Origin of the sequence: Aequorivita sublithincola DSM 14238 (assembly GCF_000265385.1) — a bacterium.
GTDB lineage: Bacteria > Bacteroidota > Bacteroidia > Flavobacteriales > Flavobacteriaceae > Aequorivita > Aequorivita sublithincola.
Window position 1 is genome coordinate 3,237,470 of the sequence record NC_018013.1, and the last position, 25,657, is coordinate 3,263,126.

The following is a 25,657-nucleotide window of genomic DNA, read 5'->3' on the forward strand; positions in this document are numbered from 1 at the left end:
CTCAGGGTGATATTCGGTTTCGATTTCATTTTCGATTTCACTAGTCGTATTTAGCGCTCACGTCCTTCTGAACCATCCATTTTCCCTGAACTTTCATAACCTGTTCAATCACATCGCGAACACAACCTTTACCGCCTTTTTTGTGGGAAACGTATTTTGAAATGGCTTTAATTTCCGGTACGGCATCTTGTGGGCAGGTTGGTAAACCTACTTCTTGCATAATTTCATAATCAGGAATATCATCGCCCATATAGAGGATATTTTCGCGTTTTAGGTTGTTCGTTTTTATGTAGTCTTCCAAGATTTTGGTTTTGTGATGCGCGCCTAAAAAGATGTCCTTTATCCCTAAGTTATGAAGTCGTACGCGAACGCCTTCGTTTGTTCCACCAGAAATTATGCAAACGTGATAACCCTGTTCTACAGCGGCTTTTAAAACATAGCCGTCTTTGATGTTCATTGTTCTAAACATTTCACCTTGGGTGTTTACCTGGATGGTTCCGTCGGTTAGAACGCCGTCAATATCAAAGACGAAGGTGGTTATGTGTTTTAGGTATTCTTTATAGCTTTTTTCCATAATTCTGCTTTAGTTCTTCCGTAAACAGTTCGTAAAATTTTCGGTATTGACTGTCGCCCAACAAATGTAAATGTTTTTCAATGGTTCTAACATCATTACGCTTTGCGGGCCCGGTCTGAGCTTCTTGAGGCGATAGCGTTTCAATTTTTGAAGCGGTTTCTATAATGAGCGGCTTTAGCAAATTAAACGGTAAATCTTCTTGCTTCAATATTTCGCTTCCTATTTCATATAAATAATTTGTAAAATTATTCACAAAAACCGCAGCTAAATGAAGCTTTGCTCTTTTTTCTGAAGAAATTTCGACAACTTTTTCTGAAATTGTTTCTCCCAAACTTCGCAACAATTCCAAATCATTTGAGTTTTCAGCTTCAATGCAAATAGGAACATCTTTAAAATCTACTGCGCGTTGTTTTGAAAAAGTCTGTAATGGATAAAATATACCACGTCGGTTTTTTGACGAAAGTACATTCATTGCAACTCCGCCAGAAGTGTGAACAACTAATTTATTCTGAAAGGATAATGCCTCAGAAAAACTCAAAATGGCATCATCAGGAATTCCAATAATATAAACGTCCGCAGCTTCAACTTTTGAAATGTCATCTGTAAAAGGAATTTTTTCAAAAGGAGAAATCATTTTTATATAATTTCGATTAAAAACCTGTTTTACAGTTATTTGGTTGCTTTTATGTAAAGTAGTAAATAAATGACTATTCACATTCCCAAAACCTAAAAAAACTACATTTATCATAATGCGAAGTTAACTTTTTTTAAAATAAAGAATAAAGATGATAGAAAAAAAACTTTCCAATTATCCGAAGAATTCTGTCTTTATTCTTTGTTCTTTTATTTTTATTCTTTTTGTAATTTTTAACGAAACACCTTGTGCTTTATCAGTTTTAATTCGCCGTCCTGCTCAAGCTGCTTTATTGCTCGGATTACAGTTTCAACGCGCTGTCCGGTTAAATCTGCAATTTGCTGACGAGTCAATTCCACTTGAAAAAGATCTTCGGAACCGTATTTACGCTTTAAAAAATCGATCAACGCCAGAATGCGGTGTTCTGGTGGATGAACGGATATTTCCTTTAAAATAGTGGCTTTGTAATAAAGTCTTTTGGCAAGTGCTTTTGTGAACTTTAAATTTATTTCTGGATTGTGAGTAAGCAATTCGAACAACTTGGTTTTGCTCAGTTTGTAAAGTTTTGTAGGCTTTACCGCCGCTGCCGAAGCTGGATATTTGAAATCTGCAAATAATGGTGGTTCGCCAAAACTTTCGCCATCATAAAAAATTCCTTGCACAAATTCCTTTCCCTGTTCATTCAAATTATACATTTTCACTTCCCCAGTTTTTATCTGAAAATAGAAGTCTGCACGCTTTTTTTCTGAAAGAATAACTTCGGAAGCATCTCTGTTTTCAAGAGTTGCACCGTACTCCAACAATAAATTTTCTAAAATCATCACTTTATGATTTGCCTCATAAAATAAGACATGGTTCGGGTTGTAAATTTACATTTTTAAAACAAAACACTATTATATTATGAAATCTCTATCTATAAAAAGTTTACAGCAAGAATTTGAGTACGATTTTTATATGTATGTGCCTTTAACAATCATTTTGAACAGTTGTATTGGTTCTATTGCTGCTATGACTATTTTGGCACAAGGAACTTCGTTGCTTTCAGGAATTGAACTAACGCTCTGCGTTTCGCTCTGTATGGGCTACAATGCAGTTTTATTGGCAGGTTCAAACAAAATGATAGCGTTTTGGTTGTTGGCGGTGAGTTTAATAGTAAATATGTTATTGATTTTGATAACTTTGCTATAAAAAATGACCAAAAAGAAAATTGAATCCCGCGAAGAAGTGTCTTTGCTCGTTAGAACGTTCTATTCAAAAGTGAGGAAAGACGATCTTCTCGGGCCTATTTTCAACGGAATTATTACCGATTGGGAAACCCACCTTGAACTTCTTACCGATTTCTGGGAAACCAATTTGTTTTTTGCACGTAAATACTTCGGAAACCCAATGCACGCCCATATTGAAGTAGATAAAAAAGTTGGTGGCACCATTAATGAACTTCACTTTGGCACTTGGATAAATCTTTGGCACGAAACAATCAATGAGCTTTTTGAAGGCGAAACTGCCGAAATTGCAAAAAACCGCGCTCGGAACATGGGAACTTTTATTCATCTGAATGTTTTCAACGCCCGCGGAGAGGGTGCTAAAAAGGAAGAATAGTTATCAGATTTCAGTAGCTTAAATGGTCGCAATTCCCTAAATTTGCGCAAAATTCCCTGTAATGCAAAAAAAGATTGCTTCCGTTCTTTTCTCCACTCGTTTAACTGCCGTTTTATTCATCGTTTTTGCAGTCGCAATGGCCGCAGGAACTTTTATGGATGCAGATTCGCAAAGTCCACCAACACCTTACACTAGAGAACTTATATACAATGCCTGGTGGTTTGAAGGGATTATGTTACTTTTCATGATTAACTTCTTAGGAAATATTTTCAGATATAATCTTCACAAACGTAAAATGTGGGCTTCATTGATGCTGCATTTGGCGTTTATATTAGTAATTGTAGGAGCTTTCGTTACCCGCTATATAGGCTTTGAAGGAGTTATGCACATTCGCGAAGGACAAACCGAAAATACCATTCTTTCAGAACAAACCTACCTAGATGTTTTCATAGATGGCGATTACATTGTTGATGGAGTTGCACAACGCAGAAAATTACAACCAAAGAAACTCAGACTTTCTGAAAAGTTAAACAATAATTTCAGCATTAATACAGATTACAACGGTCAACCTGTAACTATTAAATTCAAAGACTACATTAGCGGTGCTAAAGAAGGATTAACAAAAGCTGAAGATGGTGAAGAATACCTTAAAATAGTAGAGTCTGGTGATGGTGAACGTCACGATCATTGGGTGAAAGTTGGTGAAGTTACAGATATTCATAATATTCTTTTCGCAATCAATAAACCTACTGAAGGCGCAATAAATATTACTTACACTGAAGATGGAAACTACACTATTTCCAGTCCTTTCGAAGGAAATTATCTACGAATGGCAGATCAAGTGGAAGGCAAAGTTGCTGCAGATAGTGTACAGCCATTTAATCTACGTTCCCTTTATCGAATGGGCGGAATGGCATTTGTTGTGCCAGAGCCTATTACAAAAGGAGAATATGGCGTTGTGAGAACCGAAGCTGGCGAACCTGCAAACCAAGATGCATTAATTCTTGAAATAACTTCAAAAGACGAAACTAAAACCGTAGAACTTCTTGGCGGAAAAGGTACACCAATCAATCCAAAAGAAACTGAAATAGCTGGACTGAAAGTATATATGGGTTACGGTTCTGAAAGTATCGATCTACCTTTTAGCATTACATTAAATAAATTTATTGCGGAAAAGTATCCGGGTACCGAGAAAGGTTATTCTTCTTTCAAAAGTAAAGTGACTGTTATTGATGAAGACAAAACACATTTTGATTCAGATATTTTTATGAATAACGTGTTAGACCATAATGGTTATCGTTTTTTCCAGTCAGGTTTTGACCCTGATGAAGGTGGAACTATTCTTTCTGTAAACCACGACTGGTGGGGAACTTGGATTACTTATATCGGGTATTTTTTCCTGTATATTGGAATGATGGGAATACTATTCTTTAATGGTAGCCGTTTCAAAAATCTTGAAAAGATACTCAATCGTATCAAGAAAAAGAAAGCTAATATGACGATGCTCCTCGTGTTATTTGTATCTCTTTCGGGAATGGCGCAAGTAGCCAAGGCACCAGCACACACAACGGTTCCCAAACAAAAAATAGATTCGTTGATACTAGCCAATGCAGTTAGTAAGGAACACGCAGCAAAATTTGGTCATTTGATAATTCAAGATAACGGTCGGATGAAGCCTATCAACACTTTCGCAAGTGAATTATTACGGAAAATTAGTAGAAGCGATAGTTATGAAGGTCTAGATGCCAACCAAGTCTTTATCTCGATGACAGAGTTTCCAAGACTTTGGGTTGAAGTTCCTTTAATTGCCTTAAAATGGCAGAACGACAGCATCCGCCATATAGCAGGAGTTCCAAACGAACAAGATGATATTGCTTTATTGGACTTTTTTGATGAAAAAGGAAATTATAAGTTAGAGCCTTATTTGGAAGCAGCCACAAGAACCAATACACCCAATCAGTTTCAAAAGGATTTTATAAAGGCCCACGAAAACTTTTCACTTTTGAATGCTGCACTTAGTGGAAGCATCCTAAAAATATTCCCAATTCCAGAAGATCCAGGTAATAAATGGGTTTCGTACCCTGAACTAAATGAAGCCAATTTAAAAGGAATGGATTCGCTTTATGCGAAAAATATTCTTCCTTTATATTTCGATAGTTTGAAAAAAGCCAGAGAAACGGGTGATTACAAGCAATCTGATGAATTTTTGGAAAGCATCACCAACTTTCAGAAAAAATATGGAGCCGAAGTAATGCCTTCAGAAAATAAGCTTCGCGCAGAAACTATATACAATAAAGCAGATATTTTCAACAGACTTTATAAATACTTCACCGTCTTCGGAATTTTGATGATGGTGTTTATTATTGCACAACTTTTTAATGACCGAAAAATACTTCGCAGACTTATTTCAGCCTCTAAAATTATAATGTGGGTTTTATTTGCAGCAATGACGCTTGGTTTGGCATTGCGCTGGTATGTTAGCGGCCACGCACCTTGGAGCGATGCATACGAATCTGTAGTTTATGTTGCTTGGGCAACTATATTCTTTGGTTTGGCATTTGGAAGACGAAGCGATTTAACCGTAGCGGCTACCGCGTTTGCTGGAGCAATTATACTCTGGGTTGCACACGAAAACTGGTTAGACCCTTCAATTGCGAACTTGCAACCTGTTTTAGATAGTTATTGGTTAATGATTCACGTGGCAGTAATTGTTATGAGTTATGGACCTTTTACTTTAGGACTGATTTTGGCAGCAGTTTCACTGTTTCTAATGATTTTCACAACAAAGGGCAACTACAAAAAGATGGAAATCAACATCAGTGAGCTTACCGTTGTAACTGAAATGGCTTTAACCGTTGGTTTAGTTTTACTCACAATAGGAAACTTTTTAGGCGGACAATGGGCTAATGAAAGTTGGGGTCGCTATTGGGGTTGGGATCCAAAAGAAACTTGGGCGCTCATTAGTATTATGATATACGCCTTTGTGATCCACGCCAGATTGGTTCCTGGACTACGCGGTCGTTGGACATTTAATGTTTTGGCGATGTTTGCTTATTCTTCAATTATGATGACTTATTTCGGAGTGAATTTTTACCTAAGCGGCTTACATTCCTACGCAAGTGGTAATGCACCTGCAACCCCTACTTTTGTGTGGTGGATAGCGTTGTTTGCCGTGATTCTTAGTGTTGTATCTTACTTTAGGTATAAGAAGTTCTATGGGAAGAAAAGCAAACCTAAAAAGAAAGCTATTGAATAAGTATTGAATACTCCCGAAGCTTCGGGACACGAATAATTTTACAGAAAAATTTGAGAATCAAAAAAGGCTTCAACCAACTAAGGAAGAAGCCTTTTTCTACTATTAATCAACTAGTTTAATCTTTAAATATTTTGCCAAAACCTTCTAGCTTAGAAAGGTCCAAATCTCCGTTTTCAGCAGATTTCATCAATTTTAGCATCTGATCGGGACGCATATTTTTACCCAACAATCTGAAAACTGCGAAGCCGCGGTTGTTGTCACTCGCAAAAACAATTACTTCGTCAATTGCATCCTCTTCTCCTGTGTATTTAAGCGTGGCGTTCCAATCGTTACTTTTAATTCGCGTGAGTTCTTTATATTGGTCTTGATCTAAAATAGATTTTAATTCGTTTCTTTCTTTTTCAAAATCTGCCGTATCGTTCTCTTTTATTGGATAAGCAACAACATTCACTTTTTTGATTGTGCTTAGAATATCCTTTTCTTCTTGTGTAAAATTACTGTTTTTACCTTGAAGTAAACTAGCCGCGATGTCCATTTTCACAAACTTATCGTCATCTTGCTTCTCTACTAAGTATTTCTGTAAAGATGTATCACTACACGACGACAATGCTACCAAACCCAATAAAAAGGTTAAAAAGTATTTTGCAAATCCCATAATTATTGTTTTTTGTTTTTATCTGAATTTTTCAATTCTTCGCTGCCCGGAATTTTTAAGTCTGCCGTCAATTTCGAAATTTGTTTCAAATCTATGTTTCCTGTGATGCTCATAATTACGGTCATTGGTTTTCCGTCCACAATACCGTCAAGGTGCATCAAGAGTTCACTAACGAAGTTTTCACTCTTACCTTCTTTGCTGTAAAATTTAATGTTTTTATCATCATCTTTTACACGCATCAACTCGCCTAAATTCTTGGAAGTTGAAATATACTTTGAAACCGCATCGTCCATCTTTTTCCCCACGCTAGGATTGTCTGTAGTGAAAATTTTAATATTATCAAGGTCATTTACCATCTTAAGATATGCTTGTGCTTCTGGGTCTGATGAGTTTAAATCCATCTTGCTTAAAAGTTTAAACATATTTTTGGTAACCACTACTGAGGTTACATCTTTTTCGTTTTCAAAGGAATCAAAAGCGTTCTGTGCCCAAGAAACCATTGGCGCTATTGCCAGTGCTATTACTATTGCTATTTTTTTCATTGTTAATTCTTATTATTTATTAGTATTACTTATTATTATTTATTCCTGTTTTCTATTATTACTTTGGATATTATCATTCAAATTTTTTAAATCCTTTACACACGATAAATCGAGAGCCTACAAATTTCTTTACTCTATTTTTATTCGAAAATCCTATCCTTTGTAATCGTAAACTGATCTATAAATACTATTTGTTCTGCTCCTTTATTTAAGTTTTCTGAAAGTAGCATCATTGCGTTTTTACTTTTTTCAAAAGCCGCTAAAGCTTCTTTTTCCTCTTGGGAGAAGTGTGGTTGTGAAAAGTAGAAGCTTCCCAAGCCAAAAGCTACTAACAACATTGCCGCTGCGGAATACCACCACGTTTTAATTGTTTTTGGTTTGCTTTCTGGTAAATTAAAAGCTCTGCTCGAACGTTCTTCTTTTGCAGCTTTCAACCCAAGAAAGATTTGCTGGTATTCAAGAAGTTCGTCTGCAACCGTTTCACTATTGAAATAGTTTTGCAACGCTTTTTCTTCTTCAAGGCTGGTATTGCCTTCAAAATAGGCGTCCAGCAGTTTTTTTACATTAACTGATTCCATAATTGTATTTTTTAATCATTGCATCTTTAACTGTTTTTCGAGCGCGGGAAAGCGCTACTCTTATTGCTGTTTCGTTACTGTCAAGCATTTTTGCTATTTCTGAAAACTCAAACTGTTCTACATCTCTCAGTTGAAGTATTATTTTCTGTTGCTCTGGCAAGGTTTCCATTATTTTGAAAACTATTTCCACTCCATCGTTGGCTTCAATAATTTTTTCAACATTTTCTGAATTTTGATAATTGCTATGCACAATTTTCAAATTTGAAGCTTGTTTTGACTTCAATCTATCCAAACAATAATTTTTAGTCATTGTTATGGCAAATGCTTCAGGATTTTTATAATTCTCAATATTTTGTTTTCCTTTCCACAATTTCAAAAAAACTTCTTGCACAGCATCTTCAGCTTCGTCGTTGGAAACCAGGATTCTTTTCGCCAAACGGTAAAGCCTATCTTTAAAAGGCATTACTATAGTTATGAATTCGGTTTTGTCCATTTGGTTGGTTGTGGTTTTTCCGGTCTCTATTTAAATGACGAACGTGAATAATTTTTGTTACAATTTAAATTGTAGTCTTATAAAATTAACCACCATTAGACGAATGTTTGTTTCATCAATTATTCGTGTATTCGTGGCAAAATAAATTCCTCTTGAAATATCTCGAATTAATTTCGACTAAAAAACATATTTTTACCATTGCAATATATTCCCTAATTTACTTGTTTTAATTTCAAACATTAATAAAACCTTCTTATGAAAATAAAATTTTTCATTCCTTTACTTGCGCTTTCTCTTCTTCTAACCTCCTGTTTTGAAGATATGGACGATAATATTCAACCTGCTACAACCATTGATATTCAGAATTTTATTTATCGAGGATTAAATTATTATTATCTCTATAAAGCTGATACTCCAGAACTTGCAAACGATGTTTTTGGAAATCAAGCCGAGCTCAATGATTTTTTGAATAATTATGAAACGCCTGAGTCGTTGTTTGATTATTTACTTTCGTCTCAGGATCGTTTTAGCAATCTTTTTAGTGATTTTAGGGTGATTGAAGATGCGCTTAACGGAATAAGCCTAAGTAACGGCATGGAATACGGTCTTGTTTTTTATCCAGATAATAGCGGAAATGTTTTTGGATACGTGCGATACGTTTCTCCAAACACAGATGCCGAAGCCAAAGGTTTGCAGCGTGGGGACCTTTTTACAACTGTTGATGGTCAACAAATTACGGACAAAAATTTTATGAACCTTTTCACTCCTAATAGTTATACCATTGGTTTAGCTACTTCTGACGGCACCAATTTTTTACCAACTGGTGAAACGGTTGCATTAACCAAAGCCGAATACAACGAAAACCCTGTTTTTAAAGTGAAAACAATTGACGTGAACGGTGAAAAAATTGGTTATTTGATGTACAATAGCTTTATTAGAAATTATGATATTCAGCTAAATGATGCTTTTGCGAAATTTAAAGCAGATGGTGTTACCAACCTTGTTGTGGATCTTCGCTATAACGGTGGCGGCGCGGTGGAAACTGCGACGGATTTGGCGAGTATGATTACTGGACAGTTTAATGGACAAGTTTTTTATAAAGAATTTTGGAATGCCGATCGCCAAGCTGCAAACGCAAGCGACGGTCTTTTTGATGGTTCAATCAGTAATGGAGCGCCAACGAACAGTCTTAATCTAAGTAACGTTTACATTTTGACTACGCGAAGAACGGCTTCTGCTAGCGAGTTGGTAATTAATGGACTAAAACCATATATAAATACAGTGCAAGTAGGAGATTTAACTACTGGAAAGTTTCAAGCTTCTTTTCTGCTATATGATGCTCCCGCTCCAAACTTTAGCAGACAACAAGCAAATCCATCACATTATTACGCAATGCTACCATTGGTTTTCAAAACATCAAATGCAGTTGGAAATACAGATTATGGCGATGGATTATTCCCAGAAATTCTTTTAAGGGAAAATTATTTTGACCTTGGCCAGCTTGGTGATGAAAACGAACCACTTCTTGCCGCAGCTCTTTTTAAAATTGCTGGAAGGCCGATACTGGTTAGTAAAGCTTTTAATGAGTTAGAAGAGATTTCTGATAGTAATGCAAGTTCTCCTATTAACGGAAAAATGATTGCCAACTAGATTTTTTTAAATCAATAAGCAAACAAAATACAACCCGGACTAGTTTTAAAAAATCATTTTAGAACTTTTACTGGGTTTTTATTTTCATCAATGGCGACGAAAGTGAATTCACCTGTGACTGCTTTTTCACGTCTATAAGTGTACATTTCTTCAATGTATATATTTACTTTCACCTTTAAACTAGTGCTTCCCAAATAGGAAACTTTCCCTACCAGTTCAACAATAGTTCCTGCCGGAATAGGTTTGGTGAAATCTATACGGTCTGATGATACTGTTACCATTCGTTGTCTGCTAAAACGAGTGGCTGTAATAAAAGCTACTTCGTCCATAAGTTGCATTGCGGTCCCTCCAAAAAGTGTGTCGTAATGGTTTGTTGTGTTTGGAAAAACGGCTTTAAATATGCTAGTTTCAGATTTTGAAATTCTTTCCTCTACGTTCATAACATTTCAGTTTCTAACGCTAAATAGTGCGTAGTTATGCCGTTTGTTTTTATTGGAAAAATTTGAATTTGGCACCAGTACTCTTCTTGGTCCTTTTTATAATTCAATATTTTCTGAATGAAGGGTTTGTCCAATTGAATTTTTTCTCGAATTGCAACTTTTGTTTCTGTTGAAGTTTCCTTGCCCTGCAAAAACGACGGTCTTTTTCCTATGGCGTAGCTTTCAGAATATCCTGTCATTTTAAAAAACCCGGGATTGGTCCAAATAATTTTTTGTGAAACATCTGTAACAACAAGCGCATCATAACTTCTGTTTATTATTTCAGAAAAATTTATTTTCCATTGAAATTGATTTGCCAAGCGTAAAAGCGTTTCACTATCTTCTTTTTGGGACTGTAAAAGCGTTGATGGTGTGAAAAATTCGGAAGATATTCCCCAACTCATTAAAGGGGATATACAAGATTTAGGTTGAATACCTGCAATATACTTTTTACGCTCTGTTTCATTTAAGGATTGTAGAAATATGTCTAATCCCTTCATATTCCATAAATTGTAATTTGCCATAATTCCTAAATTTAAAAAAAGTTATTATTTATTTGATAGACATTTTGAAAGAATCTATTCATTTAAAATAGATTCTTTCGCCATATCTTTCACTAACACTAATTCAAACTAATCGTTAAAATAAATTCCTCCAGGAATAATACCCGTCTGGAAATCCTGTACTAATTGATTGGTCGACAAATCGTAAATATTCAAAGAACCTTTACTCGCGAAATCTTTTGCGTCAGTAGCGTAAAGTCTTCCGTTTTTTGCTTGTAGCGTATAAAAGAAACCATCAATAATTCCTGTTCCCGGCAAAGAAATAGAAGCGGTATTTACTTTATAAACTTTTCCGTCAAGATTGTATAAAAGGTTGGTTGCATCAATTGTTAAGCTGTTTGGGTGTTGGGTTGTTTCAAAAGTATACGTTTGCGAAACTTGACCAGTTGAAAGATCAATTTTCACTAAGGAACCAGCGGTTTCGGTACCTGCATAGCTAGGATTTCCTCCACATAGCACATACAAATCATTCCCAGAAATCACCATTGAGTTGGGAACATCACCCACAGTAATTGTACTTTCAACAGTATTCCCAAAAATTACAGATACTAAATTATTCTGCCCATAAGCACCTTGATGCGCCACATAAATCCTGTTATTATACGCAACCATCTTTTCAGGTCCGAAAGCAACAGGAATAGTTGCTGAAATAGTATTATTTCTTAAATCCATAACAGAGATATAATCATCAGAATTGTCATTTGGATCACCCCAATTGCTAACATAACCCTTGTTGCCATCTGCGCCTATAAAATATCGAGGATTGTTTAAGCCAGTGGTTATAGAATCCACACTTTGAAAAGTATAACGATTTGCAATCGTGATTTTTTGAGAATTACTAACAACTATATAAGCATTATCATTCTGAAAGCCCATAGACTGAACAATATTGCCCAATTCCTTGCCGTTTTTTGTTCTATAAATATTCTGAGCTACTGTAGCAAAATCATTTGAAACATACGTTATTGTTCCGCTTCCGTTGTTGAATGGTCCTTCATTAGTTATAAGGATACCGTTTTCAAAGGCTTCTGGGATGTATTCAATGGGCGTGTCGTCATCACTGCTACAAGCATTCAATAGTAAGACTCCAAAGGCCATAAAAAATAATTTTTTCATCGTTTTCATTTTTGTTAAATATTAAGGTTTAAGAATATTTCAAAGTTTCTGGACGGCATCGGTCTGTATGCAACGTTTTCATAATATACATTAAAAACGTTTTTAAGCCTACCTCCAAAAGTTATATTTGGATTAAATGGTAGCGTATATTGTGCCCCAAAATTAAGGACAGCATAACTATCCACAATTTCGCTATTATCAGTCGTAGTATATGCTTCCCCATTAAATAGACCTTGTATATAAGCCGAAAAATTTTTAAGATTATATTTCATTGAGCCAGCAGCTTTGTGAAATGGCACGTAAATAAGCTGTTTCTCTTTTTCTAAATCTTCAGCTTTGGTGTATGAGTAATTTCCATTAATGCTTAAAGATTGTGTTTTGCTGAATTTCAAACTATAATCAAGAGTCACTTCAACACCGTAGTTTCTAGTCTTGTTAATGTTTTCTGGTTGCCATAGTCCACCATTTCCAGGAATCCATTTTATTAAATCTTTGGAAGAAATATAATAAGCAGCCACATCAGCTTTCAATTTTCCAACTGAAAATTCCTGTCCAAGCTCTATCTGATATGAAGTTTCTGGCTTTAATTCAAAATTTCCGCCAGCGTACCAATACAAATCATTGAAAGTGGGAATGCGATAATTTTTAGAACCATTCAAACGCAGAATATAATTCTTTGAAAAGCTATATTTCGCATCTGCTGAAAAAAGAAGTGGATTGTCAAAATCATTCAGAAATTCTTGTCTAAGATTAATTCCGTAGTTGAATTTTTCTGAAAGTTTATGATTCAACAAAACCACGGCAGCGAAGGTTTTTCGAGAATTGTCACCAACATTTTCACCTTCGGCATCAACGTAAGTATATTCTACTTTTCCGTTTATACGAAGCTTCTTTTGAAGTAAAATTTCAGACTGAAATGCACCGATAAAAGTATTTGCTTTTCCGCCAGTACTAAATGGTTTTTCACTATCTGGAAAATAATTATACTGTTCAAAAAGATGGGCAACACTGGCTTTTGTATTGAAAACACCAAGTTTTCGCTGTAATTGCCAAAGATTTCGGGTTGCAATGTCTTTATAAGCATCCCTCCCATTTGTGTTTAAACTTCCAGAAAAATTGCGGTCGTTATAAGTGTATTCCGAATTCCAAGTCGCAACGCCGCGTTTCAGCTTTCTGGCTTCATTCACTTTTGCTGAAAACCGTACAAATTGGCCGTGATTGTTTGTTTTATTCTTTCCTACGTAATCATAATCATTTTCAGAACTGATAAAATCTACACCCACATTTAAGTAATGATCTCCCCAAGTTTGTGTTGTGCTCGCATTTCCACCAAGGCTTGAAAAACTTCCGTATCGCAAACCAATTTTAGTAGTATCAATTTTTTTAAAGGAATACGAATTGTTTAAATGAATACTTCCGCCAACAGCACCGCTTCCGTATTGCACCCCTCCACCACCGCTTCTAATAGCAATTTCGTTATAATTTAATGGAGAAATCGTATTAAAATCTATTTGCCCTGTAAAGACTGAATTGATGTTTATACCATTCCAAATAACAGCAGTTTGCGCGGCATTCGTTCCACGGAAAGAAGGTGATGAAACCATTCCGAAGCCGTTTTCTTTAAAATATATAGAAGAATTGTATCGAAGCGTTTCGGTTAAAGAGGAAGAATTCCGCTCAATCACAGAATCGTTAAGTTTTTCAAGCTTGAAACCTTTTGAAAATTGGACGAGTTTAGCATCCGTAAGCATCACTTCCGGCAATTGCTGAATACTGTCCAGTTGCGCAAATGCAGAAGCCGTGCACAATAATAGCATGAATATAATATGGAAAACGTTTTGTTTCATAATTCAACCTTTATCCCGAAAGTTTGATGATTTTATGTTATGAATCTGGCAGGTCTCCTGGCTTGTCTTTTGTACGACCTTCCCGCGATGAAGCAGTGGTTTTGAAGAATGCACGCCCAAAATATTCGGGACGACTTACAGTTGCGGGAACAGCTTCGGTTTTTAACCGAATTCCCTTTTAAGAGCTATTTCTATTATGAAAATTGCTCACCAAAATTCTTTGCGAAGATAGTTGTAATTTTTGAGGCTTGAAAAGGTTATTGCGTGAAGTTTCACAAAGCATTCTGAAGGGATAATTCTTGTTACATAATCAATCCTTTTCTTTGTGAAACTTTGTGATACCTTTGTGCAACTTTGTGTAATAACTATCCAGCAATGCCCAATTTCTATAAAATATTTCTTTCATTCTTATTATTAGCAGCAATTATTTCCTGTAAGAACGAACCAAAAAAGAGTGTAGAAACCAAGGCTGCATCAAAAAAAGAACAGAGTATAAAATACGCGAAAGGCTTTGAAATCAAGACTTTTGAAGGCTACAAAACCATCACCTTAAAAAATCCTTGGCCTGGAACTGAGAAGACTTTTAAATACGCTTTGGTAGAAAAAAATGGTTCACTTCCAAATAATGAAAGTTTTGATGCCGTTGTAAAAATTCCTGTAAAACGAATCGTTGTTACCTCTACTACTCACATTCCTTCTTTGGAAATGCTTAATGAAACCGAGGCTTTAGTGGGATTTCCAAATCTCAATTACATTTCTTCTGAAAAAACGCGTGAAAGAATCTCCGAAGGAAAAATTACTGAGTTGGGAAGAAACGAAGACATAAATACTGAAATCTTAATTAATTTAAAACCAGACGCAGTGATTGGATTCGCAGTTGATGGAAATAATTCAACCTTTGCTACTATTGAAAAAACTGGTATTCCAGTTCTTTACAACTCAGACTGGACGGAAACTTCACCATTGGGAAAAGCGGAGTGGATTAAATTTTTTGGTGCGCTTTTCAATAAAGAAGAAGAAGCTGATAGTATTTTCAAACTGATTGAAACCGAATATCTTTCCGCTAAAAAAATTGCTTCCGAAGCAAAAAAAACCCCAACAGTAATAAGTGGCGCAATGTATAAAGATGTTTGGTATATGCCACAGGGTGAGAGTTGGGGCGCGAAGTTTATTGCAGATGCCAACGGCGATTATCTATGGAAAGATTCAAAAGGAACTGGCGGATTATCTTTAAGCTTAGAATCGGTGCTCAATGAAGGCCACAATGCCGAAGTTTGGATTGGACCAGGACAATTTACAAGCTTAAATGAAATGAAAAGCGCAGACCAAGCCTACACCCAGTTTGCCGCTTTTAAAACTGGAAATGTATATTCCTACAGTTTGAAAAAAGGGGAAACTGGAGGTGTTATTTATTTTGAATTAGCGCCAAACAGACCTGACTTGGTTTTAAAAGACCTTATCAAAATACTTCACCCGGAATTGTATCCAAATCACGAACTTTACTTTTTTGATAAAATTCAGTAATGCAAACGGCTCAAACATATCGGATTCATTTCTCGATGCTTTTTCTAGTATTGATTGCCGCATTTTTGGTGAATTTGAGCATTGGCTCTGTTTCCATTCCGTTGAAAGATATATTTTTTGCCTTCACAGGAAACGGCGCATCCAAAGAAACCTGGCAATACATTTTGATAGATTACAGACTCCCAAAAGCAATCACAGCAATGCTTGCTGGTGGCGGATTGGCAATTTCAGGCTTATTGATGCAAACACTTTTTAGAAATCCGCTGGCGGGACCTTTCGTTCTAGGGTTGAGCAGCGGCGCTAGTTTGGGCGTTGCAATTTTAATTTTGGGCGCAAGTGCTTTTGGCGGATTTTTTGGAACGATGCTTTTAAGTCAATGGAGTTTGGTTATCGCTTCTGCATTAGGAAGTTTTTTAGTGTTGCTAGCCGTTTTGGCGGTAACTTTTAGAATAAAAGACACGATGGCGATACTAATCATCGGACTTATGTTTGGAAGCGTAACAACAGCTGTGGTTTCGGTTCTGTCTTATTTCAGCAATGCGGAACAATTGCAACAATACATTTTCTGGTCCTTCGGAAGTTTGGGAAACCAATCCTGGCAAGGTGTTTTGATTTTAGGGATTTGCTTTTTGGCGGGATTGATTTTGAGCATTTTTAGTAGTAAATCATTGAATGCATTACTTTTAGGCGAAAACTATGCGAAAAGTATGGGACTTCACATTAAAAGAACCACTTTTATAATAATCGTAGCAACAAGTATTTTAGCGGGAGGCATTACAGCTTTTGTGGGACCAATCGCCTTTGTTGGCTTGGCCGTGCCGCATTTGGTTCGTCAGTTTTTCAAAACCTCAAACCATTTAATTTTATTACCAGCCGTCCTGCTTTGTGGAAGTTTATTAATGCTAATTTGTGATACCGTGGCCCAATTGCCTTTCAGCGAATTTACGTTGCCAATAAACGCCATTACTTCATTAATTGGCGCTCCCGTTGTAATTTGGCTGTTGGTACGAAAACGAAAACTCTTCTTTTAATGGCTTTAGAAGAAAAAAATATCATTTTAGAAGCTCGAAATCTATCAGTTGGTTATTCGAATAAAAAGGCAGAATCTGTAATTGCAGAAGAAATCAATTTTTCTATTGAAAAAGGTGAGTTAGTTGGGCTCGTAGGTGCAAACGGAATTGGAAAATCTACATTACTAAGAACTTTAACAGGAATGCAAAACGCCTTAAATGGCGACGTGTTTTTGAAAGGAAAGAACTTAAAAGAATATTCATCATTTCGGCTTGCAACGCAGTTAAGCGTGGTTTTAACAGAAGCACCTGCTTCTAAAAATCTTTCGGTTTTAGAAATGATTTCCTTGGGAAGACAGCCTTATACAAATTGGATCGGTTCTCTTTCCGAAACGGACAAAAAAGCGATAAATTTCGCTTTGGAAGCTACTGAAACCACTACCCTCGCCCACCGAAAATGTTATGAATTGAGCGATGGTCAAATGCAGCGAGTTGCCATTGCAAGAGCTTTGGCGCAGGACACGCCAATTATTATTTTAGATGAGCCAACTACGCACTTGGACATTTACCATCGTGCTTATGTCCTGAAATTGCTTAAAAAACTGGCTTCAGAAACACAAAAAACCATTCTATTTTCAACTCACGAAATTGATTTAGCAATTCAGCTTACAGACAAAATGCTTGTCATGGCAAACAATGAAAACCATTTTGATTCGCCCTGTAAATTGATTAAAGCCGGAAGATTCGACGCTCTTTTCCCCAAAGAAACCATCGATTTTGATGGGAAAACGGGACGTTTTACCATAAGAAAATAAGTATATTTACTTCAAAATTTATTGCAATGAGCGAAACTTTTATATTCCTTTTATTAGCCGCGATCTGTCTATTAATTGGCGCATTTATCGGCAATCTTTTCGCACGTTTAAAAAACAAAACTGAAACTAGTAAACTTGAAGAACGTCTTGAAAACGCAACGCTTCAAATTGAAAAATTGGACGAGCGTTACACTATTTCAACAAACGAAAAAGAACAGATAAGAGCCGAAAAAGAACAAGCAAACATCCAACTTTCTAAGCAAAGTGCAGAATATGACGCACTTTACGCCAAACTGGAAGATGAAAAAGAACGCTTCCAAAATTTTGAAAAGGATTTTAAAGATAAATTCGAAAATCTTGCCAATAAAATATTGATAGATAAAACGGAAGCCTTTACAGATTCAAACAAAAAGAATATAGAAAATATCTTAAAACCTTTGAATGATAAAATTAAAGACTTCGAAGAAAAAGTTGGAAAGAATAATATAGATTTTGTTAGATCTCATGCTGAATTGGGCAAACAACTTCAGTTTTTAAACGAGCAAAATATAAAAATTAGTCAAGAGGCAGATAATCTTACTAAAGCATTAAAAGGGGATTCTAAAATTCAAGGAAATTGGGGCGAAATGATTTTATCCAGAGTTTTGGAAGAATCAGGTCTAGAAAAAGGTCGCGAATACACAACTCAAGACAGCCACGAGAATCCAGATGGCGGAAGACTGCAAACCGACGTAATCATTCATCTGCCAGATGGTAAAAAGATGATAATTGACAGTAAAGTTTCGCTTACGGACTTTGAAAGATACGTTTCCGAAGAAGATGAAAACTTAAAAAGTCTTTACTTGAAAAAACACATAGATTCTATAAAAAAACACATTCTTACACTAAGCGAAAAAAAATATTATCACGCCATAAACGAAAGCCCAGATACTATTTTTATGTTCGTGCCCATTGAACCTGCATTTGCGATAGCAGTGGCTCATCAAAAAAACCTTTATCAAGAAGCTTTTAAAAGAAAAGTTATGATTGTAACGCCTTCCACGCTTTTAGCGGCATTACGATTGGTTGAAAATCTTTGGGAAAACGATAATCAAAAGAAAAATACAATAGAAATTGCCACAGAAGCTGGCAGACTGTATGATTCTTTCGTTGGATTGCTAGATGAACTAAACAAAATAAAGCGACAATTAGGAACCGTTCAAGGCTCTTTTGACAACGCTCTTGTTAAACTGGAAGGAAAAGGAAATCTTGTGAAAAGAGTTGAAAAACTTCGAAAACTTGGCGCAATAACAAGTAAAAATATAGATCAAAAGCTATTAAAAGATTCGGATGAAAAAATCATAAATAAAGATTGATACAACTTATTATTTTTTATATTTTACCCTCTTAAACTAATTAAAACCAACAATTATAATGAAAATAAAATTACTTCTTCTAACCGTTTTACTATCAACGATTAACGTCTTTTCTCAAAACGAATTTGAATCTGGCTATATCATTCTCAACAACGGAACAAAAACCAATTGTTTAATAAAAAATGAAGATTGGAAAGGAGGTCCAACCACTTTTGAATATAAAACAGGCGAAGACAGCGAAGTAAAGATTGAAACTATTGCCAACGTAAAAGAATTTGGTTCTGGTGAAATGTTTAAATATATTAGAACCACGCTGGATGTAGATCAATCCACAGATGTGGTTAATAATCTTACGGATGTTCGCAATCCTGTTATGAAGAAAGAGACTCTTTTTTTAAAGACACTTTTGGAGGGAAAAGCATCACTTTATTATTCCGAAAAGGAAAACGTAAAGCGTTATTTCTATAAAATGGGAGACGGCGAAATAGAGCAGCTAATCTACAAGAGATATATGGTTACCCCTCAAAAAATGGGCTCTAACGATCGTTACAAACAGCAACTAGCCACGTTGTTAAACTGTAGTGATTTAAAAGAAAATAGTTTTGAAAATCTTGAGTATAAGAGAAACAAACTAATAAACATCATTACGAACTATAACAGTTGTGAAAACTCCGAAACAATAGTTTACAATAAAATGGCAACCAAGTCAAAATTTAACTTAAGTCTTCGTCCAGGAGTTACTTTTAGTTCATTATCCATAGAAGCGGCTGGTAAGGAAAAAGTGCTATTTGACAGTGAAACAGGGATTAGAATTGGTTTGGAAGCAGAATATGTTTTTCCTTTTAATAATGGGAAATGGTCTCTATTTTTAGAACCAACTTATCGCGGCTATAAAGCTGAAAAAGAGGTAGTTTATACTGAACTTTTACAAAAAAAGACACTTATAACAGCAGAATATAACTCGATTGAACTACCAATAGGTGCTCGACATTATATGTTTGTAAACCAAGATGGAGCTTTCTTCCTTGATGCTGCTGCTGTGGTAGACGTTTCGTCACTTGATTCCAAAATTGAATCTAGCAATGAGAGTTTTTATGATATGGAGGTTCGTACAGATGTTGCTTTTGGGTTAGGAGTTGGCTTCAGATATAAAAACAAATACAGTATTGAAGCAAGATATCACACTTCCCGAAAGGTTACAAATTATCAAAATATTATAACTGCTTATAATTCATTCGCTTTGGTTGCCGGTTATAATTTTCTATAATTCAGCCTAACTTTTAGATTCTATAAGCTTTCAATTTATGAAAAACACACTTCTTATACTATTTTTAGTGTTCTTTATGTTTTCATCGGTTTCCCAAAACCAGTATGAAAGCGGCTATTTTATAAAGAATGATGGTTCAAAAATCAGTTGTTTGGTTAGACCTTTAGATTGGAGCACAAATCCTGTAACCTTTCAATATAAACTTTCAGAAGATGCCAAAACAGAAATTGGGAAAATTGAAAACGTAAAAGAGTTTGGAACAGATTTTACCACAAAATTCTTCCGTACAACGGTGGAAATTGATCAATCTAGCGAAGCTATTGCAAGTTTAACTTATGATAGAAATCCTGTTTTTAAACAAGAAACGCTCTTTGTAAAGGTTCTTGTAGAGGGCAAAGTCACCTTATATTTCACTTCAAGAGAAACCAAAAATAGGTTTATTACAGTATAGATGGTGGTAAAATTGAGCAACTAATCTATAAAAGATATTTGGTTACTCGTTCTAAAATAGGAAAGAACAATAGATTTAAACATCAATCGGCAACTTCTTTAAAGTGTGAAAAATTGGATAAAAGCAATTTTGAAAACCTAGAATACAAAACCAAGAACTTGATTGCTATTTTTGAAACTTATAATAGCTGCAGTGGCTCAGATTTTGTTTCTTATGAAAAAATAAAGGAGAAAAAAATAGAAGAGGAAAAAGCAAAATATAAAGGAAAGCCTAACCTGAGTCTTCGTCCAGGAGTTACATTTTCAAAATATTATACCATAACAAATTTTCAGCGAGAAGATTTTGAAAACAAAACAGGTTATAGAATTGGCCTGGAACTAGAATACATTTTTCCCACAAAAAACCACAACTGGGCAAAGTTTATAGAGCCAAGCTACCGGAACTATGAATCTGAAAAAGAAGTGCTTTATAATGATTTCTATACTATTAAAGAATACACGACAATTACAGTAAAAAAGAACTCTTTCGATTTAATTACCGGACCAAGATATTATTTCAACTTAAGTGAAAAATCTTCGATTTATTTAGATGTTTCATTGTTGATAAATACCAATATTAATTCCGAAGAAACTTCTAGTGTTGATCTTGGTTACTACATAGATACAAGCAGTGATTTAGGAAACTCCTTTGGGCTGGGTTACAGGTACAATAAATAGTTGAGTTTGCAATTCCGTTATAATAATTAGGTTCTACCTTCAGTTCCACTGCTTTTGTTTTGGGATGTAACTTTCTGTAAAAGCGGAATAAATTGACTATTTTTAGTGAATGAAAAAAGTCCTATTCATTATCCTCGGAAGCCTTTTGGCAATTTACTTATGCTACATGGCTTTTATATATTATGTTCCATACAGCGAAGGTACACGTGCTGGAGAGCTCATTAAGTTTAGCTATCGCGGCGTAGTAATCAAAACTTGGGAAGGTGAAATAAGTCAGGGAATTAGCGGTGCACAGATTTTTTCGTTTTCAGTTTTAGACCAAGACCAAGACGTAATTGAACACTTAAAGGAATATCAAGGAAGTTATGTAAAAGTCACCTATATAGAGCGCTTTGCTTCCTTCGCCATTTGGGGCGAAACCAAATATTTCATTACTGCTGTAGAACAAGAAAATTCGCCTCATTTTAATCGAAATTAAAACGAAAGCAAATTAATCTTGGAGTAATAAAAAATTATTTTTTTGCGATTTTTAAGGTAGTCTGTAAGTTGTTTGAAGAAACTTTCACGAAATACAAACCGCTATTCATCTTACTCATATCTACTTGAGTAATATTTCCAGCTCCTCTACCTTCACTAACAAGTGTTCCTAAAACATTATAAATCTGGTAACTGTCAACTTTGAAGAGTGAAAATATAGTCAAATCATTTTTTACTGGATTTGGGTATAGTTTTAAATTCTTAACAAACTTGTCTGTTACAGACATTGTATTTTCCACCGTAATAGTCCCATTCATATTAGGGTGAAAATTACATTTATAATCATTAGAACCCTCCACAGTAAAAACATAAAGATATTCTGTTCCCTCTCCGCTGATGGTACCACTATCAAAAGTTTCTACACTAGAGCCAGCAATACTTGAAATAGTATGTGCAATATTATCCCGCAACGTCCATCGCACAGCATCACCAACTTCTATGGTGATACTCGCATCGGAACCGTTGATCCCAATCTTCCAATCAAGATCGAAGGTTGTTTGAGCAGATATAGTGGTAATTGCAAAAAAAGCAATTAAAAGGGTAATTTTTTTCATATAAAATTTGTTTTACGAAGAGTTTGAGAAAGTTACAACAATTTTAACGGAATTTATGCAATATCCACAAAAACTATAATTTATTTACTTAAGTACATTTTTCGCCTTGCATATAGATCGTAAAAAGCATCGTCCTTTAAACTTTCAATAAAAAGGATACTCTCTCCAGTACTCTTCATTTCTGGACCCAATTGCTTATTCACATTAGGGAATTTGTTGAAACTAAATACAGGCTGCTTGATTGCAAAACCATCCAATTTTGGATTAAAGTCAAAGTCTGTAACTTTATTATGTCCCAACATTACCTTGGTCGCGTAGTTTACATAAGGCTCACCATAAGCTTTCGCAATAAACGGAACCGTTCGCGAAGCACGTGGATTGGCTTCTATAATGTAAACGACATCATCTTTTATGGCGAATTGTACATTTATCAGCCCAACTGTTTTCAATGATTTAGCTATTTTGATGGTGTGATCTTTAATCTGTTGCATTACGAATTCACCAATATTGAAAGGTGGTAAAGTTGCATTTGAATCGCCAGAATGTATTCCGCAAGGTTCAATATGTTCCATTATTCCTATGATGTACACATTTTCGCCATCGCAAATTGCATCTGCTTCGGCTTCAATGGCGCCATCCAAATAATGATCTAATAATAATTTGTTATTTGGAATTTTTCGAAGTAAATCAACAACGTGTTCCTCCAATTCTTTCTTGTTGATAACGATTTTCATCCCTTGACCACCCAAAACGTATGAAGGACGAATCAAAAGCGGAAAGTCAAGTTGATCGGCAAGTGCCAAGGCTTCTTCCGTAGTTTCAGCAACTCCAAATTCTGGATAAGGAATATTGTTTTCCTTTAGAAGTGTTGAAAAACTGCCTCTATCTTCGGCTAAATCTAAAGATTTATAAGTTGTTCCAATAATGTTTATTCCATATCTATCAAGCTTTTCAGCAAGTTTTAAAGCCGTTTGTCCGCCCAACTGAACGATAACACCTTCAGGTTTTTCGTGACGAATAATGTCGTAAATATGTTCCCAGAAAACAGGTTCGAAGTAAAGTTTATCTGCAACATCAAAGTCTGTTGAAACAGTTTCGGGGTTGCAGTTTATCATTATAGTTTCGTAACCGCATTCCGCAGCCGCTAAAACGCCGTGAACGCAGCAATAATCAAATTCGATACCCTGCCCTATTCTGTTTGGACCAGAACCAAGCACTACAATTTTTTTCTTTGGAGTTACTATACTATCGTTTTCAGCATAAGGTTTTTGGCCTTCAAGCTGCATTTCGTTTTCAAAAGTAGAATAATAATAAGGAGTTTCCGCCTTAAATTCCGCAGCACATGTATCAACCAATTTATAAACACGCTGAATGTTCATTTCATCACGTTTGTTATATACTTGGCTTTCTAAACATTTCAGCATATGTGCTATTTGTCTGTCGCCGTATCCCTTTTGTTTGGCTTCTAGCAATAATTCTCTCGGAAGTGTTTCTAAAGTATATTTTGAAATCTCTTTTTCCAAAAGATATAATTCTTCGTACTGACGAAGAAACCACATATCAATTTTTGTGATTTCGTGAATTCTACTAAGCGGAATTCCAATTGATATTGCATCATAAATCACGAAAACGCGGTCCCAACTTGCGTTTTTCAGTTTGTCGAGAATTTGTTCATAATTGGTGTAACTTTTTCCGTCGGCACCAATTCCATTTCGTTTTATTTCAAGAGATTGCGTGGCTTTGTGAAGCGCTTCCTGGAAAGATCGGCCAATACCCATCACTTCTCCAACGGATTTCATTTGAAGTCCTAAAGTTCTATCAGATCCTTCAAACTTGTCAAAATTCCAACGTGGTATTTTTACGATTACATAATCTAAAGTTGGTTCAAACAATGCTGAAGTTGACTTTGTAATTTGGTTGTTTAATTCATCCAATCTATAACCAATCGCTAATTTAGTAGCAATTTTTGCAATTGGATAACCCGTTGCTTTTGAAGCCAAAGCTGAAGATCGTGAAACTCTCGGATTAATTTCAATTGCTATGATATCTTCATTTTCATCAGGACTCACTGCAAATTGCACGTTACAACCACCCGCAAAATCCCCAATACTACGCATCATATGGATTGCCATATCGCGCATTCTTTGGAAAGTTCGATCATTAAGCGTCATTGCCGGAGCTACAGTTATGGAATCTCCTGTATGGATTCCCATTGGGTCCATATTTTCAATAGTACAGATAATAACAACATTGTCATTATTATCGCGAAGCAATTCAAGTTCAAATTCCTTCCAGCCCATCATCGCTTTGTCTATCATCACCTCGTGAATTGGCGAAATTTCTAGACCGTGTGATAAAAGTTCGTCAAAATCTTCTTCTTTATAAACAATGGAAGCACCAGCTCCCCCTAAAGTATAAGAAGCTCTAATAACTAACGGAAAACCGAATTCTTGTGCAATTTCCTTTCCTTGAAGGTAAGAATTTGCAGTAGCTTGCGGCGCCATTCCAACGCCAATCTTCTCCATCAATAATCTGAACTTTTCTCTGTCTTCAGTAATATTTATGGCATCAATATCTACACCGATAAGCTTTACTCCGAAATCCTTCCAAATTCCTTTTTCATCAGCCTCAATACATAGGTTTAATGCGGTTTGTCCGCCCATTGTAGGTAAAACTGCATCAATTTGAGGATGTTCCTTTAAAATCTGTACTAGAGATTTTGTGGTAAGCGGTAACAAATAAATATGATCGGCCATAGATGGGTCCGTCATAATGGTTGCTGGGTTACTATTTATCAAAATGGTTTCTATTCCATCTTCGCGCAACGAGCGCAATGACTGCGAGCCGGAATAATCAAATTCGCACGCTTGACCAATAACGATAGGGCCAGAGCCAATAATTAGAACAGATTTAATGGAGGGATTCTTAGGCATTTCTTTTACTTTTTCGGTGCCGCAAAATTACGACACGTTAGGGTATAAAAAAAAGGTGTTGCTTAGTTAAACAACACCTTTTATATATAATTTATCAACATTATTTTTTGTGACGGGATTCAGTAGATACAGAAAGTTTTTTTCTGCCTTTCGCTCTACGCGCTGCTAATACTTTTCTTCCGCTTACAGACGCCATACGCTCTCTAAAACCGTGTTTGTTTCTTCTTTTTCTCTTTGATGGCTGAAATGTTCTTTTGCTCATTATAGTATGCTTTAACTGCTGTAATATCCTTTTTAAGAACCTTTGGGTACTACCTCAAAAGTCGGGTGCAAAAATACAACAAGTTTTCACTTAGACAAACCTTTTTTAAAAAATATCTATAATTTTTTTAGACTTGTTAATCCTTATCAATATTCAGTTTTCAAAAATACTTAAAAACACTTCAAAAATGCGAAATAAATTCTACTTCCGAAATGGAAAATCTTCCTTAAAGCAATTAGTTTTTATA

The 25,657-nt window shown here is 35.5% G+C and carries 26 protein-coding genes and 1 riboswitch; of the genes, 12 read left to right on the top strand and 14 right to left on the bottom strand.

Annotated elements, in window-relative coordinates; genetic code table 11:
* Nucleotides 1-40 precede the first annotated feature (40 nt).
* From AEQSU_RS14770 to AEQSU_RS14780, 3 genes are all read right to left on the bottom strand, one after another.
* Nucleotides 41-574 carry a KdsC family phosphatase gene (locus AEQSU_RS14770; protein WP_014783675.1) on the bottom strand — a complete coding sequence of 178 codons (534 nt, stop codon included), beginning with the start codon at nucleotides 572-574 and terminating at the stop codon, nucleotides 41-43.
* Nucleotides 558-1,322 (bottom strand): Rossmann-like and DUF2520 domain-containing protein, encoded by a 765-nt coding sequence (locus tag AEQSU_RS14775; RefSeq protein WP_014783676.1) that lies wholly within the window; start codon nucleotides 1,320-1,322, stop codon nucleotides 558-560. Before AEQSU_RS14775 ends, AEQSU_RS14770 begins: the two co-directional genes overlap by 17 nt.
* A 119-nt stretch (nucleotides 1,323-1,441) precedes the next feature.
* Complete coding sequence (locus tag AEQSU_RS14780) at nucleotides 1,442-2,029, bottom strand: Crp/Fnr family transcriptional regulator (protein ID WP_014783677.1); 588 nt, start codon at nucleotides 2,027-2,029, stop codon at nucleotides 1,442-1,444.
* A 79-nt stretch (nucleotides 2,030-2,108) separates the two neighbouring features.
* On the opposite strand from AEQSU_RS14780, the gene AEQSU_RS14785 reads away from it, so the two are divergent.
* From AEQSU_RS14785 to AEQSU_RS14795, 3 genes are all read left to right on the top strand, one after another.
* Complete coding sequence (locus tag AEQSU_RS14785) at nucleotides 2,109-2,396, top strand: hypothetical protein (RefSeq protein WP_014783678.1); 288 nt, start codon at nucleotides 2,109-2,111, stop codon at nucleotides 2,394-2,396.
* Between the two features lie 3 nt (nucleotides 2,397-2,399).
* Nucleotides 2,400-2,807, top strand: coding sequence for a group III truncated hemoglobin (locus AEQSU_RS14790; RefSeq protein WP_014783679.1), 408 nt, complete (start codon nucleotides 2,400-2,402; stop codon nucleotides 2,805-2,807).
* A 61-nt stretch (nucleotides 2,808-2,868) separates the two neighbouring features.
* On the top strand, nucleotides 2,869-6,063 hold the full coding sequence (locus AEQSU_RS14795; RefSeq protein WP_014783680.1) for a cytochrome c biogenesis protein CcsA: 3,195 nt from the start codon (nucleotides 2,869-2,871) through the stop codon (nucleotides 6,061-6,063).
* 115 nt (nucleotides 6,064-6,178) lie between these two features.
* On the opposite strand, the gene AEQSU_RS14800 is transcribed toward AEQSU_RS14795, so the two are convergent.
* From AEQSU_RS14800 to AEQSU_RS14815, 4 genes are all read right to left on the bottom strand, one after another.
* On the bottom strand, nucleotides 6,179-6,718 hold the full coding sequence (locus AEQSU_RS14800; RefSeq protein ID WP_014783681.1) for a DUF4252 domain-containing protein: 540 nt from the start codon (nucleotides 6,716-6,718) through the stop codon (nucleotides 6,179-6,181).
* A 2-nt stretch (nucleotides 6,719-6,720) separates the two neighbouring features.
* Nucleotides 6,721-7,260: a DUF4252 domain-containing protein gene (locus AEQSU_RS14805; protein WP_014783682.1), complete on the bottom strand. Its 540-nt coding sequence runs from the start codon at nucleotides 7,258-7,260 to the stop codon at nucleotides 6,721-6,723.
* A 140-nt stretch (nucleotides 7,261-7,400) separates the two neighbouring features.
* Nucleotides 7,401-7,838 (bottom strand): hypothetical protein, encoded by a 438-nt coding sequence (locus tag AEQSU_RS14810; protein ID WP_014783683.1) that lies wholly within the window; start codon nucleotides 7,836-7,838, stop codon nucleotides 7,401-7,403.
* Nucleotides 7,825-8,331 (bottom strand): RNA polymerase sigma factor, encoded by a 507-nt coding sequence (locus AEQSU_RS14815; RefSeq protein WP_014783684.1) that lies wholly within the window; start codon nucleotides 8,329-8,331, stop codon nucleotides 7,825-7,827. Before AEQSU_RS14815 ends, AEQSU_RS14810 begins: the two co-directional genes overlap by 14 nt.
* Before the next feature lie 255 nt (nucleotides 8,332-8,586).
* Here AEQSU_RS14815 and AEQSU_RS14820 point away from each other — a divergent pair, with 255 nt between their 5' ends.
* Nucleotides 8,587-9,981, top strand: coding sequence for a S41 family peptidase (locus AEQSU_RS14820; RefSeq protein ID WP_014783685.1), 1,395 nt, complete (start codon nucleotides 8,587-8,589; stop codon nucleotides 9,979-9,981).
* Between the two features lie 53 nt (nucleotides 9,982-10,034).
* Here the strand turns inward: AEQSU_RS14820 and AEQSU_RS14825 are convergent, their stop codons facing one another.
* The 4 genes from AEQSU_RS14825 to AEQSU_RS14840 all read right to left on the bottom strand — a co-directional run bounded on the left by AEQSU_RS14825 (nucleotide 10,035) and on the right by AEQSU_RS14840 (nucleotide 13,986).
* Complete coding sequence (locus AEQSU_RS14825) at nucleotides 10,035-10,421, bottom strand: acyl-CoA thioesterase (protein WP_014783686.1); 387 nt, start codon at nucleotides 10,419-10,421, stop codon at nucleotides 10,035-10,037.
* Nucleotides 10,418-10,984, bottom strand: coding sequence for a PAS domain-containing protein (locus AEQSU_RS14830; protein ID WP_014783687.1), 567 nt, complete (start codon nucleotides 10,982-10,984; stop codon nucleotides 10,418-10,420). The genes AEQSU_RS14825 and AEQSU_RS14830 overlap by 4 nt, the downstream gene beginning before the upstream one ends.
* A 108-nt stretch (nucleotides 10,985-11,092) precedes the next feature.
* A complete protein-coding gene (locus tag AEQSU_RS14835; protein WP_157429293.1) occupies nucleotides 11,093-12,139 on the bottom strand; it encodes a YncE family protein in 1,047 nt (348 codons plus the stop codon).
* A gap of 14 nt (nucleotides 12,140-12,153) precedes the next feature.
* Nucleotides 12,154-13,986: a TonB-dependent receptor gene (locus AEQSU_RS14840; RefSeq protein WP_014783689.1), complete on the bottom strand. Its 1,833-nt coding sequence runs from the start codon at nucleotides 13,984-13,986 to the stop codon at nucleotides 12,154-12,156.
* Nucleotides 13,987-14,016: 30 nt separating this feature from the next.
* A riboswitch (cobalamin riboswitch) is annotated at nucleotides 14,017-14,216 on the bottom strand.
* A gap of 145 nt (nucleotides 14,217-14,361) precedes the next feature.
* Here AEQSU_RS14840 and AEQSU_RS14845 point away from each other — a divergent pair.
* The 8 genes from AEQSU_RS14845 to AEQSU_RS14880 all read left to right on the top strand — a co-directional run bounded on the left by AEQSU_RS14845 (nucleotide 14,362) and on the right by AEQSU_RS14880 (nucleotide 21,602).
* Nucleotides 14,362-15,510, top strand: coding sequence for an ABC transporter substrate-binding protein (locus AEQSU_RS14845; protein WP_014783690.1), 1,149 nt, complete (start codon nucleotides 14,362-14,364; stop codon nucleotides 15,508-15,510).
* A complete protein-coding gene (locus AEQSU_RS14850; RefSeq protein ID WP_014783691.1) occupies nucleotides 15,510-16,541 on the top strand; it encodes a FecCD family ABC transporter permease in 1,032 nt (343 codons plus the stop codon). Before AEQSU_RS14845 ends, AEQSU_RS14850 begins: the two co-directional genes overlap by 1 nt.
* Complete coding sequence (locus AEQSU_RS14855; RefSeq protein ID WP_014783692.1) at nucleotides 16,541-17,335, top strand: ABC transporter ATP-binding protein; 795 nt, start codon at nucleotides 16,541-16,543, stop codon at nucleotides 17,333-17,335. The genes AEQSU_RS14850 and AEQSU_RS14855 overlap by 1 nt, the downstream gene beginning before the upstream one ends.
* A gap of 26 nt (nucleotides 17,336-17,361) precedes the next feature.
* On the top strand, nucleotides 17,362-18,690 hold the full coding sequence (locus AEQSU_RS14860) for a DNA recombination protein RmuC (protein WP_014783693.1): 1,329 nt from the start codon (nucleotides 17,362-17,364) through the stop codon (nucleotides 18,688-18,690).
* Between the two features lie 58 nt (nucleotides 18,691-18,748).
* Entirely contained in the window at nucleotides 18,749-19,957 is a 1,209-nt protein-coding gene (locus AEQSU_RS14865) for a porin family protein (RefSeq protein WP_014783694.1), read from the top strand.
* Nucleotides 19,958-19,994: 37 nt separating this feature from the next.
* Nucleotides 19,995-20,408 carry a hypothetical protein gene (locus tag AEQSU_RS14870; protein WP_157429294.1) on the top strand — a complete coding sequence of 138 codons (414 nt, stop codon included), beginning with the start codon at nucleotides 19,995-19,997 and terminating at the stop codon, nucleotides 20,406-20,408.
* A 113-nt stretch (nucleotides 20,409-20,521) separates the two neighbouring features.
* Complete coding sequence (locus AEQSU_RS14875) at nucleotides 20,522-21,124, top strand: porin family protein (protein ID WP_157429295.1); 603 nt, start codon at nucleotides 20,522-20,524, stop codon at nucleotides 21,122-21,124.
* A 109-nt stretch (nucleotides 21,125-21,233) separates the two neighbouring features.
* Nucleotides 21,234-21,602 (top strand): hypothetical protein, encoded by a 369-nt coding sequence (locus AEQSU_RS14880; RefSeq protein WP_014783695.1) that lies wholly within the window; start codon nucleotides 21,234-21,236, stop codon nucleotides 21,600-21,602.
* Nucleotides 21,603-21,636: 34 nt separating this feature from the next.
* On the opposite strand, the gene AEQSU_RS16275 is transcribed toward AEQSU_RS14880, so the two are convergent.
* From AEQSU_RS16275 to rpmH, 3 genes are all read right to left on the bottom strand, one after another.
* Nucleotides 21,637-22,215 (bottom strand): T9SS type A sorting domain-containing protein, encoded by a 579-nt coding sequence (locus AEQSU_RS16275; protein WP_014783696.1) that lies wholly within the window; start codon nucleotides 22,213-22,215, stop codon nucleotides 21,637-21,639.
* An 80-nt stretch (nucleotides 22,216-22,295) separates the two neighbouring features.
* Complete coding sequence (gene carB, locus AEQSU_RS14890; RefSeq protein ID WP_014783697.1) at nucleotides 22,296-25,148, bottom strand: carbamoyl-phosphate synthase large subunit; 2,853 nt, start codon at nucleotides 25,146-25,148, stop codon at nucleotides 22,296-22,298.
* A gap of 100 nt (nucleotides 25,149-25,248) precedes the next feature.
* Nucleotides 25,249-25,410: a 50S ribosomal protein L34 gene (rpmH, locus tag AEQSU_RS14895; RefSeq protein WP_014783698.1), complete on the bottom strand. Its 162-nt coding sequence runs from the start codon at nucleotides 25,408-25,410 to the stop codon at nucleotides 25,249-25,251.
* Between the last annotated feature and the right edge of the window lie 247 nt (nucleotides 25,411-25,657).

Coding starts and splice junctions, on each gene's coding strand:
- AEQSU_RS14865 (WP_014783694.1), top strand. CDS start 18,749: ATGAAAATAAAATTACTTCTTCTAACCGTTTTACTATCAACGATTAAC.
- carB (WP_014783697.1), bottom strand. CDS start 25,148: ATGCCTAAGAATCCCTCCATTAAATCTGTTCTAATTATTGGCTCTGGC.
- AEQSU_RS14850 (WP_014783691.1), top strand. CDS start 15,510: ATGCAAACGGCTCAAACATATCGGATTCATTTCTCGATGCTTTTTCTA.
- AEQSU_RS14805 (WP_014783682.1), bottom strand. CDS start 7,260: ATGAAAAAAATAGCAATAGTAATAGCACTGGCAATAGCGCCAATGGTT.
- AEQSU_RS14795 (WP_014783680.1), top strand. CDS start 2,869: ATGCAAAAAAAGATTGCTTCCGTTCTTTTCTCCACTCGTTTAACTGCC.
- AEQSU_RS14815 (WP_014783684.1), bottom strand. CDS start 8,331: ATGGACAAAACCGAATTCATAACTATAGTAATGCCTTTTAAAGATAGG.
- AEQSU_RS14775 (WP_014783676.1), bottom strand. CDS start 1,322: ATGATAAATGTAGTTTTTTTAGGTTTTGGGAATGTGAATAGTCATTTA.
- AEQSU_RS14860 (WP_014783693.1), top strand. CDS start 17,362: ATGAGCGAAACTTTTATATTCCTTTTATTAGCCGCGATCTGTCTATTA.
- AEQSU_RS14785 (WP_014783678.1), top strand. CDS start 2,109: ATGAAATCTCTATCTATAAAAAGTTTACAGCAAGAATTTGAGTACGAT.
- rpmH (WP_014783698.1), bottom strand. CDS start 25,410: ATGAGCAAAAGAACATTTCAGCCATCAAAGAGAAAAAGAAGAAACAAA.
- AEQSU_RS14840 (WP_014783689.1), bottom strand. CDS start 13,986: ATGAAACAAAACGTTTTCCATATTATATTCATGCTATTATTGTGCACG.
- AEQSU_RS14770 (WP_014783675.1), bottom strand. CDS start 574: ATGGAAAAAAGCTATAAAGAATACCTAAAACACATAACCACCTTCGTC.
- AEQSU_RS14810 (WP_014783683.1), bottom strand. CDS start 7,838: ATGGAATCAGTTAATGTAAAAAAACTGCTGGACGCCTATTTTGAAGGC.
- AEQSU_RS14820 (WP_014783685.1), top strand. CDS start 8,587: ATGAAAATAAAATTTTTCATTCCTTTACTTGCGCTTTCTCTTCTTCTA.
- AEQSU_RS14830 (WP_014783687.1), bottom strand. CDS start 10,984: ATGGCAAATTACAATTTATGGAATATGAAGGGATTAGACATATTTCTA.
- AEQSU_RS14825 (WP_014783686.1), bottom strand. CDS start 10,421: ATGAACGTAGAGGAAAGAATTTCAAAATCTGAAACTAGCATATTTAAA.
- AEQSU_RS14855 (WP_014783692.1), top strand. CDS start 16,541: ATGGCTTTAGAAGAAAAAAATATCATTTTAGAAGCTCGAAATCTATCA.
- AEQSU_RS14800 (WP_014783681.1), bottom strand. CDS start 6,718: ATGGGATTTGCAAAATACTTTTTAACCTTTTTATTGGGTTTGGTAGCA.
- AEQSU_RS14880 (WP_014783695.1), top strand. CDS start 21,234: ATGAAAAAAGTCCTATTCATTATCCTCGGAAGCCTTTTGGCAATTTAC.
- AEQSU_RS14835 (WP_157429293.1), bottom strand. CDS start 12,139: ATGAAAAAATTATTTTTTATGGCCTTTGGAGTCTTACTATTGAATGCT.
- AEQSU_RS14845 (WP_014783690.1), top strand. CDS start 14,362: ATGCCCAATTTCTATAAAATATTTCTTTCATTCTTATTATTAGCAGCA.
- AEQSU_RS14870 (WP_157429294.1), top strand. CDS start 19,995: ATGAAAAACACACTTCTTATACTATTTTTAGTGTTCTTTATGTTTTCA.
- AEQSU_RS14780 (WP_014783677.1), bottom strand. CDS start 2,029: ATGATTTTAGAAAATTTATTGTTGGAGTACGGTGCAACTCTTGAAAAC.
- AEQSU_RS16275 (WP_014783696.1), bottom strand. CDS start 22,215: ATGAAAAAAATTACCCTTTTAATTGCTTTTTTTGCAATTACCACTATA.
- AEQSU_RS14790 (WP_014783679.1), top strand. CDS start 2,400: ATGACCAAAAAGAAAATTGAATCCCGCGAAGAAGTGTCTTTGCTCGTT.